This window comes from Mumia sp. Pv4-285 (genome assembly GCF_041320275.1).
Classification (GTDB): Bacteria; Actinomycetota; Actinomycetes; order Propionibacteriales; family Nocardioidaceae; genus Mumia; species Mumia qirimensis.
The window spans coordinates 2,722,734-2,738,594 of record NZ_CP162023.1 but is presented as its reverse complement, the minus strand read 5'-3'; the positions used below and the strand labels follow the sequence as shown (position 1 = coordinate 2,738,594).

Genomic DNA, 15,861 nt, shown 5'->3' with positions numbered 1-15,861 from the left:
AATTCTCATGAACCGACCGCTGTACGTCATCGGATTGATCGCCTCGACCGCGCTCGTCGGCAGCGCTCTCGTCGCCGCGCCACCCGCATCTGCTGACGACGTGAACATCCCGCCCGCACGCACGGTCTCCGGAGGTATGAACCTCCCGATCGGCCTCGACCGTGACGCAGCAGGGAACGTGTACGTCGCCAGCCAGTTGAACAACGCCGTTGTCGTGCACGCGAGCAACGCCTCGGGACCATCGGGGCCGTTGCGCGTCGTGACGGGGGTAGCCACCGGGATCGACGGGCCCCGTGATGTCGCGATCGACGTCAACGGCTTCCTGTACGTCGTCAACGTCAACGGCACCGTCAGGATCTTCGCTCCCGGCGCCGACGGCAACGTCGCCCCAGTGAAGTCGTTCGGCACGGGAGCCGGCAACGCTTTCGGCGTCGACGTCGATCCCGGCGGACGGGTCTACGTGCGGAAGCTGGACCGCTACAACGTCTACGTGCCGTCCGCGTCCGGTAGCCCGGCACCGACGCTCCGCTCGGTGACCGGGCTCGGCGTAGGGTTCGCCATCCACGTCGCATCCAACGGTGTCATCTGGACACCGAACGGGACCCAGCTACGGGCGTATGCGAATGATGCCGACGGAGCGGCGGCACCCGTTCGGACGATCGTCGACGCATTCGGTGCCACGGAGGTCAACGGCCTCGACTCCGACGCTGCTGGACGCGTCTACGCCGCGAGCTTCTTCCCATCCGTGGTCAAGGTGTTCTCGCCGAGCGCCAACGGCAGCGTGCCACCGCTGAAGCTCGTCGGAGGGGTCGCCACCGGCCTCAACAATCCGACGGGAATCGTCGTGCTCGCGTCGGGAGGATTCGCTGTCGCGAACTACAACTCAAGCGCATACTCGGTGTTCGCGCGGCTCTTCGCGGCACCCGTCCCGCCGAAGCCGGTGGTGAAGGTGCCGGGCAAGCCCCGGGCGCTGAAGGTCGCGGGCAAGAAGGCGGCCAAGAAGCGGACGATCCGGTGGAAGGCGCCGGCGAGCAACGGCGGCGCGAGGATCACGGGCTATCGGCTCGTGGTGAAGAAGGGCAGCAAGACGCTGTTCGCGAAGAACCTGCCCGCCGGCAAGCGGTCGTACAAGGTGAAGCGGTCGAAGCTGCGCAACGGCAAGCACGTCGTCTTCGTCAAGGCGAAGAACAGCAAGGGGTACGGCAAGAACGCGCAGAAGGTATTCAGAGTTCGCAAGTAGCCGTTGTGCGCGAAGATCGAGGAGCGACATCCGCGAGTGACGGGGGACTCGGTGAAGCTCTTCGGTGCGATCAGCTCGATCGGCCTGCTCTCTTCCGGTGCGCTCGTGGGTGGGCTCCTGGTCGCGCCGCCGGCGTCTGCTGAGGTCGTGAACATCGCGCCGGTGCGACACGTCACCGAGCTGTCCGGCGCTACCGGCATCGCGCGCGACGCGGCAGGCAACGTGTACGTCGCCAACGCCGGCCACGGCGACATCCGCGTGTTCGCTCCGACGGCCACGGGCGCGGCGGTGCCGATCCGTACTCTGAACGCGTCCGCGCTGTCGGGCGTGCGCGGCGTCGACGTCGACGCGTACGGGTACGTCTATGCGGCGACCATGTCCGGCACGATCTCCGTGTTCGAGCCCGGTGCCGACGGCGCCGACGCGCCCAGGACGTTCTCCAGCGGACCTGGTGCTGCGTCGGCGATCGACGTGACCGCGAGCCGACAGATCGTGGTCCGCAAGAGCACCTCGATCGCGGTGTACTCGACAGCGGGCGTGCTCCAGCGATCGATCACCGCGGTGCCGAACGGAGCGGCGCTGGCCGTCGGCCCCGACGGGACGATCTGGGCGGGAGCGTACGAGCGGATCGTCGCCTACTCCCGCACGGCGCACGGCCCCGCGACGCCGGTGCGCGATGTGAAGGGGTCGGCGACGGGGCTCGTCGGCCGCGGAGAGGTGAACGGCATCGCCGTCGATGTGCACGGACGCGTCTACGCGACGGGCTTCCAGCACGACGCTGTGCGTGCGTACGCCGCCGGGGTGCAGGGCAACGACGCCCCCCTGAAGACGCTGACCGGCTCCGCGACGCTGCTCAACGGCCCGGTCGCGCTCGCCGTCGCGCCGGACCGGCGGGTCTTCGTCACGACGACGGAGATGCAGCAGGCGTGGAGCGAGTTCCGGGCGTTGCTTCCGGCAATCGCGCCGGTGCCGCCGAAACCGCCGGTCGTGGCGCCTGTCGCGAAGGTGCCGGGGAAGCCGAGCGCGCTGAAGGTGAAGGGTGCGCGGTCGGCGAAGAAGCGGACGGTCAGGTGGAAGGCGCCGTCCAGCAACGGAGGTGCCACGATCACCCGGTATCGGCTGGTGATCAAGAAGGGCAGCAAGACGCTGGTCGCGAAGAGTCTCGCCGCCGGGAAGCGGTCGTACACGGTCAAACGCTCCAAGCTCCGCAAGGGCAAGCACGTCGTGCTCGTCACCGCGAAGAACAGGGTGGGGTACGGCGCGGCAACAAGGAAGGCGTTCACGGTCCGGAAGCCCTAGGCTCCCGTTCGTGGACACCGACGAGCGCAAGAGACGTACGCCGCGGCACGACCGCTACGGGCTCGTGCTGATCCTGCTTCTCGTCGTCATGTTCTTCGTCCCGCTCGACGCCTCGGCACTGCGTCCCGTGGTCACCGCGCTGCTCGGCGCTGTGCTTCTGTTCGCCCAGCGGACGTCGGGGGCGCGGCGGAGCGTGGTGTGGGCGTCGCTCGTCCTCATCGTCGTCGCCGTGATCGCATCGGGGGCAGCGCAGTGGGCGGGCGAAGACGCCGCCCAGCTCGTGTACTCGTCGATCGTCCTCGTGCTGTGTCTGGCCACGATCGGGACGATCGGCGTGCACTTGGTCAACGATCCGTCTCTCGATGTCCACGCCGTGCTCGGCGTCATTGCGGTCTTCGTGCTGGTGGGGCTCGCGTTCGCTGCGATCTTCGCGATTCTCGACAACGTCCAGGGTGGCTTCTTCGCGCAGGACGTGTCCGGCAATCCTGGGGTCGACTACTTTTACTTCAGCTTCACCACCATCACGACCGCCGGATTCGGTGACCTCACCCCTGCCAAGGATCTTGGCAAGATGTTCGTGGCGTTCGAGGCGCTGATCGGTCAGGTCTATCTCGTGACCGTCGTCTCCCTCGCGGTGTCGGGTGTCAGCCGCCGGCGGCGCGGCGGCGAGTGACCGCTACCCGGTGAGGACCGGGACGGCCTCGTGCGTCGTCAGCGTCTCGGCGGGGCCGTCGGTCGTGATGGTCTCGTCCAGAGTCTCGGTCGGTCCGCCGTCGACGCTGTAGCTGATGGTGAAGGTCACGCTGACCCTCGGGCGTACGGTCTGACCGGCGTCGGTGTAGCGGTGGGTGATGTCGGTCGCGGGGTACGGACGGCCCGGGCCGTCGGTGGTCTCGGTGGAGCCGTCGCCGTAGTGCCACGTGTAGCTGCGTGGCGTCGCGGTGACGTCGACGCGCTGTTCGAGGATGGTGATGGTGTGGTCGAACGTCGGGGGCGTGGTCGAGAAGACGGTGTCGAGGTTCACGAGCGTCCGGCCGGCGGGTTGGATGCTGATCGCGACGCGTGGGAGCGGGAGGCGGCGGACCTCGCGGAGGACGTCGGCGGCGGTGACTACGGGGGTCTCGGCCGCGTCGGATCCGCCCCGGCAGACCGTGCCGCTCGGTTGCCACTCACCGCCGGGCTCACGTCGCCAGACGTTGTAGCGGACCTGGTCCGGCGGACAGGTGTACGCGACGCTGCACGTCGTGTCGGTGCCGTCGCCAGGTGTACAGGTCGGCGTGTAGCGGAACTCGGTCTTGCCGCCGGTGTGTGGCTTCTGACCGGTGTTTGATTCACCGGGAGCCGGCTTGATCTCGTCATCCATCTGGACCTGGTCGTGTGGATCATCGGGCACTACGTCAACTCCGGGGGACGTCGCAATTGCCAGAACCAGCGCTGCCAGGATCATTCCGGGACTTCCTGCGGTACTAGGCGGTCGATCGTCCAGTTGGTGCCGGTCCACTTCACGCTGTAGATGTCTGCGTGTCTTCCCGCTGGAACCTCCGTGAATCGGGCATCAGCGGTCCGTCGCCATCGGTGTGCAGCAGTCGACAGGTCGACGGTCACGAAGAAGGCTCCATCGATCAGCTGACTGGAAGTGACATTGGCTGCCCATTTGGGATTCTCCGAGCTGCCACCTCCTCTGTAGATCGTTGCGTATCGGTCCGCGAGGCGAGTGCAGCTGCCGCAATTGGAACTGGCATTTGAACTGAGCGGAGTCGTGTCGCCGGATGTCGCCGCGTAGTTCACGAGCGAGACGTAGTACTTCACGAAGGCGGCGGCTCCGTCGGCGCTGTGCTCCTGCGCTTCGGGTGGGATGGTTGGGGGCGCGAGCGTCGGTGTGGGCGACGGGGAGGCGCTCGGCGTACCCGCGGTCGTCGGCTCTCCATCGGCCGGGTCGCCTCCGGAGCATGCAGCGACGGCGAGCAGGACCAGCGTGGCCGCGGCCACCCGGGCGTACATCATGGCGAGAAACGTAGTGGCACTGCGGTTCACGCCGAAAGACCCTGTCCCACGGACTGTGGACGACGGCTCGGCAGCTGTCCGCGGTGAATGGTTGGATCGGGCTATGGCGCATCCGGTGATGTACAGCGACGACGACCCAGGGCTGGCGGAGCTCCGCAAGATCTGCTTCGGCTTCCCCGGTGCGGAGGAGCGAGTTTCACACGGGCGGCCGACGTTTCGGTGCGGCAAGATCTTCGCCGCATTCGGTGGTTCGGAGAAGCTGCGACCGGGCGAGCACCGCCGGGTCGGCAGCGCATTGATCGTGAAGGTCGACGAGTCGGAGTTGCAGGCGATCGACGAGGATCCGCGGTTCTTCCTCCCCGCCTACTACGGGCCGTTCGGCTGGCGCGCTCTCGACCTGGCGGACCCCGAGGTGGACTGGGGCGAGGTCGCCGAGCTCGTCGATGCCTCGTACCGACTGATCGCGCCCAAGCGCAAGATCGCCGAGCTCGACGCCCTGTCTCAGGAGTAGCAGAGGCTCACCGCCTAGGGTCGAGGCGTGACCACGGACGATGTCATCTCGCGCCTCGCGACGACCGATCCCACGGCGTTCACGTCGACCGATGTCGCCGTGTGGGCGTTCGCGGTCGGGATCGCCGCGGCGTTGGTCGTCGACCCGCAGTGGCGCCGCACGAGTGTGGTCGTGACCGTCGCGCATGAGCTCGGGCATGCACTGGGTGGTGTGTTCGCGGGTCGCAAGCTGACTGCGCTGCGTATTCGCCTCGACGCGTCCGGCGTCACCCACACACGGGGCAAGTCGAGCGGGTTCGGGATGGTCGTCTGTGCGTGGGCGGGCTACCCGGCGCCAGCGATCGCGGGACTGCTCGCGGTGCTTGTGGCCGTCCGCGGTTGGGCCGCACCTGGGTTGTTCGTCCTCGCGATCCTGTTTGCAGTGTGCTTGTTCTGGGCGCGCAGTGCGTTCACGGTTCTGGTGCTGCTCGCGTGCGTCGCCGGGGCGGGCGCGCTGTGGTGGTGGGGGAGCGAGGGCGTTCAGAGCGGTACGGCGGTGGGTGTCGGCGCGTTTCTCGTGCTCGGCGGATTCCGGGCGGTCGTCGACACGTGGCGCAGCCGGCAGTGGCACCGGAGTCGCGGCGAGTCCGATGCCGTTGCGCTCGAGATGCTGACGCGGGTGCCTGCGTCGGTGTGGCTCGCGTCGTTCTGGCTCGCGACCGCCGCGTGCGCGGGCGGTGCGGTGTGGATGCTGTGGGCGACCTCCGCGCAAGCGTTGGGGTAGTCGCGCGAAAAGTAGTACGCCGTACTAGTACGCCGTACTACTGGGCGCCTTCGAACGTCGTCGCGTTGACGAGCGTGAACTGCGACTGCCATGAGGGGAGCCCGCTGCGAATCAGGTCGTCGTCGTACGTCGTGTAGTCGGGCGGGTTCGCTGGAAGGCCGGGGACCTCGACGCCGTAAAAGCAGGCACGGTCGGCCACGAGCCGACAGTCCGCATCGGGGTCCATGCCGAACTCCAGATTGAAGTATTCGTTTGATGCACTCGGTGTCCAGATCCCGACTGACCAGGCAGTCAGCTTCGGATACCACCGGTGTGGCTCGAATGCGAAGTCACGCACTCCGTGCGCGATCACTACGGCGACGTCGGAGTGCCGCAGGTTCATCGCGACGCGCAGTTCGAACAGCAGACCCACCGTTCGGCGCAGAGCATCGATGCGAACGTCGAGCAGTTGCGCTTCCTCCATGGCGTCGGCGTCCACTAGCGGATCAACCTCTGGCCGCTCGGTGTTCTTCGGCGGGCGTACATCAGCACCCATGAGGTCCTCGAGGACCAGGGGAGTCAGTCGATCGGGATGTGCCACAGAGGATTGTCCTTTCGAATCGTTCTGCCTGTAAATGGATCGACTACCTGCCCGATCTCGTTGAGGTATGACGAGTAGCCGCCTGGATAGGCAAACTCGTCTTGATACTTCGGATCCATGATGCGGATCTTCTTGACGCGGCGATCGAAGTCTGGCGGAATCTCACCGAGCTCGTAGATGAGCCCCTTGCGGTTCTTTGCCAGGGTGCCGGACGCTCGCTTTGGCACTCCAGGCAGGTCGCGGTCGCCGATCCGAATCGTCTCAGGCGGATTCTTCCGTAGATGGTCGGCTCGGCGCGCGGCGGCTTCGGTGGCGTTCTTGGCGTCCTTCGCGTCGTCCAGCTCGTCGAGGGCCTTCAGCGCCTTCTTGAGCTTCAGTGCCTTCAGCGGTCCGACGAGCGCTGCGAGCTCGAGCAGACACTCCGGGATGCTCGCGTCGTCTCCGACGCACGCACGTGGATCGCCGATCAGCAGAGTCAGTGCGGTGATCGCCGGGTCATCGCCACCGCCGTTCGGCACAGCCGTGGGCGGCGGCGCGTACGCCGCAGGCACAGGACCGAGAGACCCGAGCCTCCGCCAGCCATCGTCGGTCGGCCCTCGGTCGAGCAATGAAGCGAGCCGGCGGGCGGCATCGTCGAGCGCCTCCTCGAGGACCGCGTGCCGCCGGTTCAGGGCAGCGACCTTGGCCGCGCGCGCGGACGCCATCGCGTCGTCGTACGCGGTGTAGGTCGACGGGTCGACGCGGTCGCCCGACCGCGGCTCCGGAATGCCGAACCCTCGAGCCACGGCGATCTCGAGCTCTTCGTTGAGGATCGCGCAGCCCCCGTCGTACAGGGCGACGGCGAGCGCCCACGCGTGCAGCACGGACGACGCGAAGGTGCCGGCCTCGTGCAGTCGATCACCGATGGTGGCCGGCGTCGACGCAAGCGCGTCGATGAGCTCGGGCAGGCTGCCGGCGGTGTGGACCCGTGCGCGCCGCACCTGCGCAGACACCTCCCGCGCAACCTCGCGCACGTCGCCCGAGCGCAGCGTCAACGCCTCGGCCGACCGTACGACGTCCTCGGGTCGTGCCGGGTAGTCCGCGAACAGAACCGTCATGCCACCTCCTCGTCAGAGCGAAGGTAGTGGCGGAGCACGCGTCTGCGCGGGCGCCGACGACCGGCCTGTGGACAACTGCGCCTAGGGTGGCCCGATGGACGGCCTCCGGCAGGCACGCGCAGACGACCTCGACGCCATCGTGAGCGTGTTCCTCGACTGCTGGACGATCAGCTACCGGCGCGACCTTCCGGCTGAGATCGTCGACCGGATCACCCCGGAGAGCGCCCACAGCCTCTGGGTCACCGCGCTGGACAACCCGGCCCTCACCGTCCTCGTCGACATCCACGACGATGACCTCGTCGGCGTCGCGTCGTACTCGATGCCGAGCGCGGACGAGGGCTACCTCGCGTCGCTCTACGTGGACCCGTCGGCGCAGGGTGTCGGAGTCGGACGGCGACTCATCGCGACCATCGAAGAGCGGCTGCGCGAGAGCGGAGCGACACGAGCCACCCCGTGGGTCTTCGCTGCCAACGCACCGTCCATCGCCTTCTACGAGAAGCGGGGTTGGACCCTCACTGGCGAGACAGCGACGCTTTCCGAGTGGGGGCAGCCGCAGGCCCGGATGGTCAAAGACCTCTAGCGCACACGCCGGTCCGCAACAGCAGCGAAGGTTGCCGACAGCGACGCCGACACGCTCTCCGGATGCCGCTGGGCCACCCCCAGAAAGATCACGTCGACGATCATCAGCTGCGCCATGCGGCTCGACATCGCCCCGTACCGGAACCGCGTCTCCCGCGACACCGTCGTCAGCGTCGCGTCGGCCAGGTGCGCCAGCGGTGACTCGGGAAAGTTCGTGACCGCCACCGTGAACGCCCCGCGCGACGCAGCGGTCCTCAGCGCCGAGATCGACTCCTCGGTCTCGCCCGAGTGGGAGAACGCGATCGCGACCGAGTCGTCGGAGAGGACCGCGGCACTCGTGAGCGCGAGGTGCGGGTCGGTCCAGGCGTTGACCTGGTGGCCGATGCGGCGAAGCTTCTGCTGCAGGTCCTGGGCCGCCAGCCCGCTCGACGCCGACCCATACACGTCCACGACGGGCGCCTCGGAGATCGCCGCGACCACACGATCGAGCTGCTCGAGATCGAGCTGCTCAGCCGTCTCCTCGACCGCGCGAGCCTCCTGGAACGCGAGCTTGCGGACGACCTCACGCGTCGAGTCCGACGGGTCGATGTCGCCCTCGGACACCCCGAACTGCACGCGGCGCCCCGATTCGCCGGCGCTCGCCCGTGCCAGCGCGAGCGAGAACGCCCGATAGCCGTCGAACCCGATGCTCTTGCAGAACCGTACGACCGTGGCCGCCGACGTCGAGCACCGTGCGGCGAGGTCCGTGATGCCGAGACCGGCCACCTCCGCGGGGGCGTCGAGCGCTGCCTTGGCGATCCTCTGCTCGCTCGGCCGGAGGCCGGGCAGCGCTTGGCGCAGCCGCACCAAGATGTCCTCTGTCATCAGCCAGCCTCTCGTCGCGGTCCGTAGCGGCGTGGTCACCGTAGCGGCGTGGACAGTCTCTCTGTTCCGGCGCGCCGGGGCCGTATTTCGGTTGCGAAAACAATTTACCCCTGGCCTAGCCATGCGGAAACTCTTTGCCATAGTGTCGGGAAGGGGACAGACCAGTGACCCGGCTCACCAGGTGGTGTCGGGCGGAACGAGGAGGACCGGTGAACAAGCACAACCGTCACGGACGTCGCGCGCTGGCCACGGGTACGACGGCGCTGGCCGCCGCCCTGCTGGTGGCAGGCTGCTCCGGTGGCTCGGGCTCGGGTGGCGACAGCGACGGAGCGATGGTCTTCGGGATCACCGCCGACCCGACGCAGATGGTGCCGTGGACGGCGACCTCGGAGCAGTCGATCCAGGTTCTCTCGCAGATCTACAGCCCGCTGCTCAACACCGACGAGAACAGCGCACCCGTCGACGGCCTGGCGGCGCTGCCCGAGGTGAGCGACGACGGCCGGACCTACACGTTCACGCTCCAGGACGGGCTGACCTTCTCCGACGGCTCGGCGCTCGACTCCGAGGACGTGAAGTACACGTACGAGAAGATCATGGACCCCGCGTCGAACGCGAGCTCCGCCTCGTACCTCGCCTCGGTCGCCTCGATCGAGACCCCCGACCCCACGACGGTCGTCGTGAACCTCAAGCAGCCCGACGCCTCGTTCGTCTCCGGCCTGAGCCTCGTGAACACGTCGATCGTCCCGTCGGACGTGAGCGTCGAGAGTCTCGAGACCAAGCCGGTCGGGTCCGGCCCGTACGCGTTCGACAGCCGTACGGCCAACGAGTCGATCACGCTCAAGGCCAACCCCGACTACTACGCCGGCACGCCGGGCGCGAAGACGCTCGAGTTCCGCATCATCCCGGACGACCAGGCGATGGTCTCGGCGCTCAAGACCGGGTCCGTCGACCTGGCCGTCTTCGACAACCCGGTGACCGCGAAGTCCGCCACGTCGGACAAGGTGAAGACCACGCCGGTCGACTCGCTCCAGTACCACGTGCTCCAGCTGCGCGCGGCGTCCCCGGTCCTGTCCGACGTCAACACGCGACTGGCCATCCAGTGCGCGATCTCCCGAAAGGACGTCGTCGACTCGGCGGCGCTCGGCTCGGGTGACGTCACGGGTCCGATCACGTCCCCGGACTACCGCTCCGACCCCGAGGCGCAGCCGTGCCCCGAGCAGGATCTCGACAAGGCGAAGAGCTACCTGGAGAAGGCGGGCAAGGCCGGTGGGTTCACGCTCGACCTGATGACGTCGCAGGGCCTCTACTCGACCGCGGTCGACGAGGCGCAGAACATCCAGGCGCAGCTCGGCAAGATCGGCATCAAGGTCAACGTGGAGACGCTCGACTCCAACGAGTACGTCGAGAAGTGGCTCGCCGGTGACTTCGACGCCGCCATCGCCCAGAACGCCGGCAGCGCAGATCCCAACACGATGTACGCCCGCTACTTCACGTCCAACGGCAGCTACGCCAAGGTCGCCGGCTACGGCTCGCCCGCCCTCGACACCCTCTTCGCCCAGGGGATCGCCACCACCGACGAGGCCGAGCGCAAGCAGATCTACACCCAGATCTCCGACGACCTCGTGAACAACGCGGCGTGGATCTGGCTGTTCACGCCCAAGGAGTACATCGCGTCGAACACGGCGGTGAAGGATCTCGAGGCGCGCACCGATGCGTCGCTGTCGATGCTCTGGAAGGCGTCGATCTGATCCCCCGGCTGCGCCGTACCGCCCGTCACCCTGTGGCGCGGCGGTTCGGTGAGGCGGTGCTGACCCTGCTGGGCGTCTCGATCGTCACGTTCGTCGTGCTCCGTGTCGTGCCCGGTGACCAGATCACCGCCGCGTACGGCATCGCCGCCGGCGAGCTGAGCCCCTCGCAGATCGAGTCGCTCGAGGCGTACTACGGCGTCGACCAGTCGTTGATCATGCAGTACCTCAGCTGGCTCGGCGGCGTCCTCACCGGCAACCTCGGCGTGTCGACGACCGCGCACACCACGGTGCTCTCGATGACCGCGCAGGCGCTGCCGATCACGATCGAGCTCGCGATCCTCTCGATCGTCATCGGCCTCGCGCTCGGCGTACCCGGCGGTGTCCTCGCCGCCAGCCGGCCGGGCAAGGCGCGCGACAACGTCACGCAGCTCGGCAGCCTCCTCGCGCTGTCGGTGCCGTCCTTCCTGCTCGCGACGGCGCTCGGCACGTGGCTCGCCAACCAGTTCGGCTGGTACCCGAACGGCGAGGGCTTCCGCACCTTCTTCGAGGACCCGTGGATGAACCTCCAGCAGATGCTGCTGCCCGCCCTCGTGCTCGGCGTCAGCATCGCGCCACCCGTCCTGCAGACGACCCGTGCGGCGATCCTCAACGTGCGCGCCGAGGACTACGTGCGTACGGCGCGCGCCAAGGGCGTACCCCCTCGCCGCCTGCAGGAGAAGCACATCCTGCGCAACGCCTGGATCCCGGTCGTCACGATGACCGGGCTTCAGTTCGGCTTCCTGCTGGGCGGCGCGCTGGTCGTCGAGCAGATCTTCGCCATCCCCGGGATCGGCCGGCAGGTGCTGCTCGGGCTCACGCAGAAGGAGTACGCCGTCGTGCAGAGCACCGTGCTGATCATCGCGGCGATGTTCGTGCTGGTGAACCTCCTCACCGACCTCGTCTACCGCCTCGTCGACCCCCGGGTGCGTGTGCGATGAGTGCGACGCAGACGAGCAACAACGTCCCCGAGATCAGGACGGACGCGACGAAGCGGTCGAGCGCGTGGGTCGCGGCGTTCCGTACGCCCGCGGGCATCATCGGCCTGATCCTCATGGCCGTCGTCTTGGGGCTCGCGCTCCTCGCGACGTTCGGTCTGACGCCGTACGACCCCGCCGAGCAGGACGTCTCCCAGTCGCTGCTGGGCCCGAGCAGTGCGCACTGGTTCGGCACCGACCAGTTCGGCCGCGACGTGTTCTCGCGGGTGTGCTCGGGCCTCGCGAACTCGCTGCGTGTCGCCGTCGTCTCGGTCGCGGCCGCTGCGATCGTCGGCGTGCTCCTCGGCGTGCTCGCGGGCTACTACCAGGGGCTGCTCGACCGCGGCGTCGGGATCATCACGAACGTCCTGTTCGCGTTCCCCTCGCTCCTCCTCGCGCTCGCGCTGGCTGCCACGCTGAAGCGCAGCTGGGTGACGGTCGCCCTCGCGATCGCCGTCGTCTACCTGCCGATCTTCGCGCGCGTCGCGCGGGGCCCGGTGCTGACGCTGCGCAACGCCGAGTACGTGATGGCGTCGACCGCGATCGGGCGCAGCAGGCTGTCGACGCTGTTCGCGCACGTGCTGCCGAACATGTCCGGGATCCTCGTCGTACAGGTGACGCTGTCGCTGTCGTGGGCAATCCTCACGGAGGCGTCGCTGAGCTTCCTCGGTTTCGGCACTCCGCCGCCGGCGGCGTCGCTCGGCGGTATGGTCTACGACGCGCAGACGCTGGTCAGCGTCGCTCCCTGGATGCTCTTCGCCCCCGGAGCCGCGCTCATCCTCGCGGTCATCGGGCTGAACCTGCTCGGCGACAGCCTGCGTGCCGCCCTCGATCCCAAGACGGGAGGTCGCTGATGGCGACCCACCTGCCCTCGCCCTCCGACCTGGAGGACCTCGACGCCCTCACGACCGAGGCCGTCGCAGACAGCCACCTGATGCTCGACGAGCTCTCGGTCCCCGAGCTCGTCACGCTGATGAACGATCGTGACGAGACCGTCGCTGCGGCCGTACGCGCGGTGCTGCCGGCCGTCTCCGACGCGATCGCCGCGACGGTGGAGCGGATGCGCCGCGGTGGCCGGCTCCTGTACGTCGGTGCCGGGACGTCCGGGCGGCTCGGTGTCCTCGACGCGTCGGAGGTCCCGCCGACCTTCGGCACGGGGCCGGACGTCGTCATCGGAATCATTGCCGGGGGTCCTGCGGCGATCGTGAGCGCGGTCGAGGCTGCGGAGGACGACGCCGAGGCGGGTGCCACGGATGTCGATGCCCACGCCGTCGGAGAGCTCGACACCGTGGTCGGGATCGCGTCCAGCGGGCGTACGCCGTACGTCCTCGGGGCGCTCGTGCGCGCGTCGGAGCGGGGCGCGCTGACTGTCGGCGTCGCCTGCAACACCAGTACGCCGCTGGCCGAGGTCGCCGACCACGGCATCGAGCTGGCGGTCGGGCCGGAGGTCGTGACGGGATCGACGCGTCTCGGCGCCGCGACCGCGACCAAGATGGTGCTCAACATGTTCTCGACCATCGCGATGGTCCAGCTCGGCAAGACCTACCGGACGCTGATGGTCGACGTGAAGGCGACGAACGCCAAGCTGCGGCGCCGCGCCGTGCGAATCGTCACGCTCGCGACCGAGATCGACGACGCCGTCGCCGAGAGGGCGCTCGAGGACGCCGGCTGGCACGCGAAGCTGGCGATCGCGATGATCGCGACCGGCCTCGACGCCGACCACGCCCGCGCCGCGCTCGACGACGCCGGGGGAGTGCTGCGCGTCGTCGTTGATCGGGCAAGCGTCGATGGAGACCGCCCTACTACTTCTGAGGAGCCTGCCTGATGCGTGTGCTGGGAATGATCTCGGGGACTTCCCACGACGGGATCGACGTCGCGATCGTCGACTTCACCGAGGCGGACGGCACGCTCACGGCGAGGATCGAGCTCACCGACTCCGTGCCGTACGAGGCAGAGCTCCGGCGTCGGCTGATCGCGGCGCTCCCGCCGGCACCGGTCGGCTTCGACGTGGTGTGCGAGCTCGACACGCTGCTCGGTCAGGCGTTCGCGGGTGCCGCAGCCGGCGCGCTCGAGGCGCACGCCTCGGCCGGCGACGCGACGGTCGACGCGATCTGCTCGCACGGCCAGACCGTCTTCCACTGGGTCGAGGGCGGTCACGCGCTCGGCACGCTCCAGCTCGGCCAACCGGCGTGGATCGCCGAGACGACCGGCCTTCCGGTGATCTCCGACGTCCGCGCCGCCGACGTCGCCGCAGGTGGCCACGGCGCGCCGCTCGTGCCGATCCTCGACACGCGCCTGCTCGCGCCGTACGTCGCGAAGGGCCTGCGCGCCGCCGCGCTCAACCTCGGCGGCATCTCCAACATGACCATCTGCGACGCCGACAAGGACCCGGTCGCCTGGGACATCGGGCCGGCGAACGCGCTGATCGACGCAGTCGTCGTCGATCGCACGAACGGTGCGGAGACGTACGACCGTGACGGTGCGCTGGCCCGCTCCGGCTCGGTGGTCGCGCCGCTGCTCGACGCGTTCCTCGCGGAGCCGTACTACGCGCTTCCCGCGCCGAAGAGCACCGGCAAGGAGCTGTTCCACCTCGGGTACGTCCAGGACGCGCTGCGCCGTACGGGCACCGCCCCGAGCCTGGAGGACCTCATCGCGACGCTCGTCGAGCTCACGGCCGTGACGGTCGCCGACGCCGTACGTGCTGCGGACGTGTCCGTCCTCGTCGCGTCCGGCGGCGGAGTCCGGAACCCGGTCCTCATGGAGCGGCTGGGCGCCTTGCTGCCGAGCGTCGACGTCATCACGACCGACGACCTGGGCGTGCCGGCGGGGGAGAAGGAGGCCGTGGCGTTCGCGCTGATCGGCTGGGCGACGGCGCACGGACTGCCGGGCAACGTGCCGAGCTGCACGGGCGCGTCGGGACCGCGGGTGCTCGGGTCGGTGACGCCGGGTCGCGCCGGGCTCTCGGCGGAGGCGCTGGAGGCGTGGCCGGAGGCGGTCGTGTTCGACGGCGGTGCGCGGTGAGCGTGCTCACGACAGACATCGAAGGCCTCCTCGCTCTGGGGCCCGACGGTCGGCACCCGGCGAGTGCTGCACTCGGCGTCGTGACCGGCGAGACGCGCGAAGTCGCCGTCGGGGGATGGGCGGTCCTGCCCGGCGCCGAGGGGCCTGGCGTGCCGATGTCCCGTGACACGCTGTTCGACCAGGCGTCGGTCACGAAGGTCGCGGTCACGACGCTGCTCGCCATGCGTCTCGTCGCCGACGGGCAGCTCGACCTGAGCGACCTCGTACGCCGGTATCTGCCCGCCTTCGCCGGTGACGGCAAGGACGACGTCACGCTCGAGCACCTGTTGACGCACACGGCGGGCCTGCGGCCGTGGTGGCCGCTCTACTGCGAGACGACGGACCGCGACGGCGCGGTGCGGTGGGTGCAGGAGGCGCCGCTGGTGTCCGCACCCGGCACCGCGTGGGCGTACTCCGACCTCGGACTCATCCTCGCCGGCTCCGTCCTCGAGGCCGTCACATCGATGTCACTTGCCGACGCGTTCCGCACGAGGGTCGCCGAGCCGCTCGGCATCGGGGCGCAGTTCGGTCCGGTGCCGCCGGAACGTGCCGCGGTGAGTGCGGACGACGACGCGTACGAGTACGCGATGGTCGCGACGAGTACGCCGTACGCCGTGCCGTTCGGACCGGAGCGGTTCTCGGGCTGGCGCGAGACTCCGCTTCGCGGTGCGGTCAGGGACGGAAACGTGGCGCACGCGCTCGGCGGGGTCGCCGGGCACGCCGGGCTGTTCGCGACCGTCGACGATCTGCTGACCCTCGGCACCGCCGTACGGCGCGCGGAGATCGTCCCGGCGGAGGTGCTGGAGCGCTTTGCCGTGGCGTCGCCCGTGGAGCCGGAGCAGGCCGTTGGCTTCCGGCGTCGCGTGCTGAGCGTCGACGGCGAAGACGTCACCCTTCTGCACCACCCGGGGTTCACGGGAACGTGGTTCGGGTTCACGCTCGAGCGCGATCTTGTCGTCGCGGGTGGAGCGATGCGCCTGTACGGCACCGTCAGCCCCCTCGCGTACGACGCGCCGCCGACGGCGCTGCCCGAGCTGATCCCCAGCGACGAGATCCAGGCCATCGTGCTTGCCGCTGCACTGCGCGAGTCCCCCGAGCCGTGAG

17 protein-coding genes are annotated in these 15,861 nt (G+C 68.9%); 12 read left to right on the top strand and 5 right to left on the bottom strand.

Annotated elements, in window-relative coordinates; all coding sequences use genetic code 11:
- The first annotated feature begins 7 nt into the window (after positions 1 to 7).
- From AB3M34_RS13180 to AB3M34_RS13170, 3 genes are read left to right on the top strand one after another with little or no spacing between them, the layout of a single operon-like run.
- On the top strand, positions 8 to 1,240 hold the full coding sequence (locus tag AB3M34_RS13180) for a hypothetical protein (protein WP_370614495.1): 1,233 nt from the start codon (positions 8 to 10) through the stop codon (positions 1,238 to 1,240).
- A gap of 36 nt (positions 1,241 to 1,276) precedes the next feature.
- On the top strand, positions 1,277 to 2,539 hold the full coding sequence (locus tag AB3M34_RS13175) for a hypothetical protein (protein ID WP_370614493.1): 1,263 nt from the start codon (positions 1,277 to 1,279) through the stop codon (positions 2,537 to 2,539).
- A gap of 10 nt (positions 2,540 to 2,549) precedes the next feature.
- The gene (locus AB3M34_RS13170; RefSeq protein ID WP_370614491.1) at positions 2,550 to 3,212 is read left to right on the top strand and encodes a potassium channel family protein; all 663 of its coding nucleotides are present in this window, start codon (positions 2,550 to 2,552) and stop codon (positions 3,210 to 3,212) included.
- Positions 3,213 to 3,215: 3 nt separating this feature from the next.
- Here the strand turns inward: AB3M34_RS13170 and AB3M34_RS13165 are convergent, their stop codons facing one another.
- Positions 3,216 to 3,902, bottom strand: a complete 687-nt coding sequence (locus AB3M34_RS13165) for a hypothetical protein (protein ID WP_370614489.1) — start codon at positions 3,900 to 3,902, stop codon at positions 3,216 to 3,218.
- 80 nt (positions 3,903 to 3,982) lie between these two features.
- Positions 3,983 to 4,543, bottom strand: a complete 561-nt coding sequence (locus AB3M34_RS13160; protein WP_370614488.1) for a DUF6318 family protein — start codon at positions 4,541 to 4,543, stop codon at positions 3,983 to 3,985.
- A 103-nt stretch (positions 4,544 to 4,646) separates the two neighbouring features.
- Between AB3M34_RS13160 and AB3M34_RS13155 the strand changes: the two genes are divergently transcribed.
- Positions 4,647 to 5,054 (top strand): MmcQ/YjbR family DNA-binding protein, encoded by a 408-nt coding sequence (locus tag AB3M34_RS13155; protein WP_370614486.1) that lies wholly within the window; start codon positions 4,647 to 4,649, stop codon positions 5,052 to 5,054.
- Positions 5,055 to 5,081: 27 nt separating this feature from the next.
- A complete protein-coding gene (locus AB3M34_RS13150; RefSeq protein ID WP_370614485.1) occupies positions 5,082 to 5,816 on the top strand; it encodes a M50 family metallopeptidase in 735 nt (244 codons plus the stop codon).
- A gap of 37 nt (positions 5,817 to 5,853) precedes the next feature.
- Here AB3M34_RS13150 and AB3M34_RS13145 read toward each other — a convergent pair whose 3' ends face one another.
- Together AB3M34_RS13145 and AB3M34_RS13140 are read right to left on the bottom strand one after the other, a co-directional pair.
- The gene (locus AB3M34_RS13145) at positions 5,854 to 6,396 is read right to left on the bottom strand and encodes a hypothetical protein (protein ID WP_370614484.1); all 543 of its coding nucleotides are present in this window, start codon (positions 6,394 to 6,396) and stop codon (positions 5,854 to 5,856) included.
- Positions 6,375 to 7,493: a hypothetical protein gene (locus AB3M34_RS13140; RefSeq protein ID WP_370614483.1), complete on the bottom strand. Its 1,119-nt coding sequence runs from the start codon at positions 7,491 to 7,493 to the stop codon at positions 6,375 to 6,377. Before AB3M34_RS13140 ends, AB3M34_RS13145 begins: the two co-directional genes overlap by 22 nt.
- A gap of 94 nt (positions 7,494 to 7,587) precedes the next feature.
- On the opposite strand from AB3M34_RS13140, the gene AB3M34_RS13135 reads away from it, so the two are divergent.
- Entirely contained in the window at positions 7,588 to 8,073 is a 486-nt protein-coding gene (locus AB3M34_RS13135) for a GNAT family N-acetyltransferase (RefSeq protein WP_370614481.1), read from the top strand.
- Here the strand turns inward: AB3M34_RS13135 and AB3M34_RS13130 are convergent.
- The gene (locus AB3M34_RS13130) at positions 8,070 to 8,936 is read right to left on the bottom strand and encodes a MurR/RpiR family transcriptional regulator (protein WP_370614479.1); all 867 of its coding nucleotides are present in this window, start codon (positions 8,934 to 8,936) and stop codon (positions 8,070 to 8,072) included. The genes AB3M34_RS13135 and AB3M34_RS13130 overlap by 4 nt on opposite strands.
- Before the next feature lie 209 nt (positions 8,937 to 9,145).
- Between AB3M34_RS13130 and AB3M34_RS13125 the strand changes: the two genes are divergently transcribed.
- The 6 genes from AB3M34_RS13125 to AB3M34_RS13100 are packed head-to-tail and all read left to right on the top strand — an operon-like array spanning position 9,146 to position 15,860.
- Positions 9,146 to 10,684: an ABC transporter substrate-binding protein gene (locus tag AB3M34_RS13125; protein WP_370614477.1), complete on the top strand. Its 1,539-nt coding sequence runs from the start codon at positions 9,146 to 9,148 to the stop codon at positions 10,682 to 10,684.
- Positions 10,573 to 11,661: an ABC transporter permease gene (locus AB3M34_RS13120; protein WP_370614475.1), complete on the top strand. Its 1,089-nt coding sequence runs from the start codon at positions 10,573 to 10,575 to the stop codon at positions 11,659 to 11,661. Before AB3M34_RS13125 ends, AB3M34_RS13120 begins: the two co-directional genes overlap by 112 nt.
- Positions 11,658 to 12,551, top strand: coding sequence for an ABC transporter permease (locus tag AB3M34_RS13115; protein WP_370614474.1), 894 nt, complete (start codon positions 11,658 to 11,660; stop codon positions 12,549 to 12,551). The genes AB3M34_RS13120 and AB3M34_RS13115 overlap by 4 nt, the downstream gene beginning before the upstream one ends.
- The gene (murQ, locus tag AB3M34_RS13110) at positions 12,551 to 13,522 is read left to right on the top strand and encodes an N-acetylmuramic acid 6-phosphate etherase (protein WP_370614472.1); all 972 of its coding nucleotides are present in this window, start codon (positions 12,551 to 12,553) and stop codon (positions 13,520 to 13,522) included. The genes AB3M34_RS13115 and murQ overlap by 1 nt, the downstream gene beginning before the upstream one ends.
- The gene (locus AB3M34_RS13105; protein ID WP_370614470.1) at positions 13,522 to 14,718 is read left to right on the top strand and encodes an anhydro-N-acetylmuramic acid kinase; all 1,197 of its coding nucleotides are present in this window, start codon (positions 13,522 to 13,524) and stop codon (positions 14,716 to 14,718) included. The genes murQ and AB3M34_RS13105 overlap by 1 nt, the downstream gene beginning before the upstream one ends.
- Positions 14,715 to 15,860: a serine hydrolase domain-containing protein gene (locus tag AB3M34_RS13100; protein ID WP_370614468.1), complete on the top strand. Its 1,146-nt coding sequence runs from the start codon at positions 14,715 to 14,717 to the stop codon at positions 15,858 to 15,860. Before AB3M34_RS13105 ends, AB3M34_RS13100 begins: the two co-directional genes overlap by 4 nt.
- The last annotated feature ends 1 nt before the right edge of the window (position 15,861 follow it).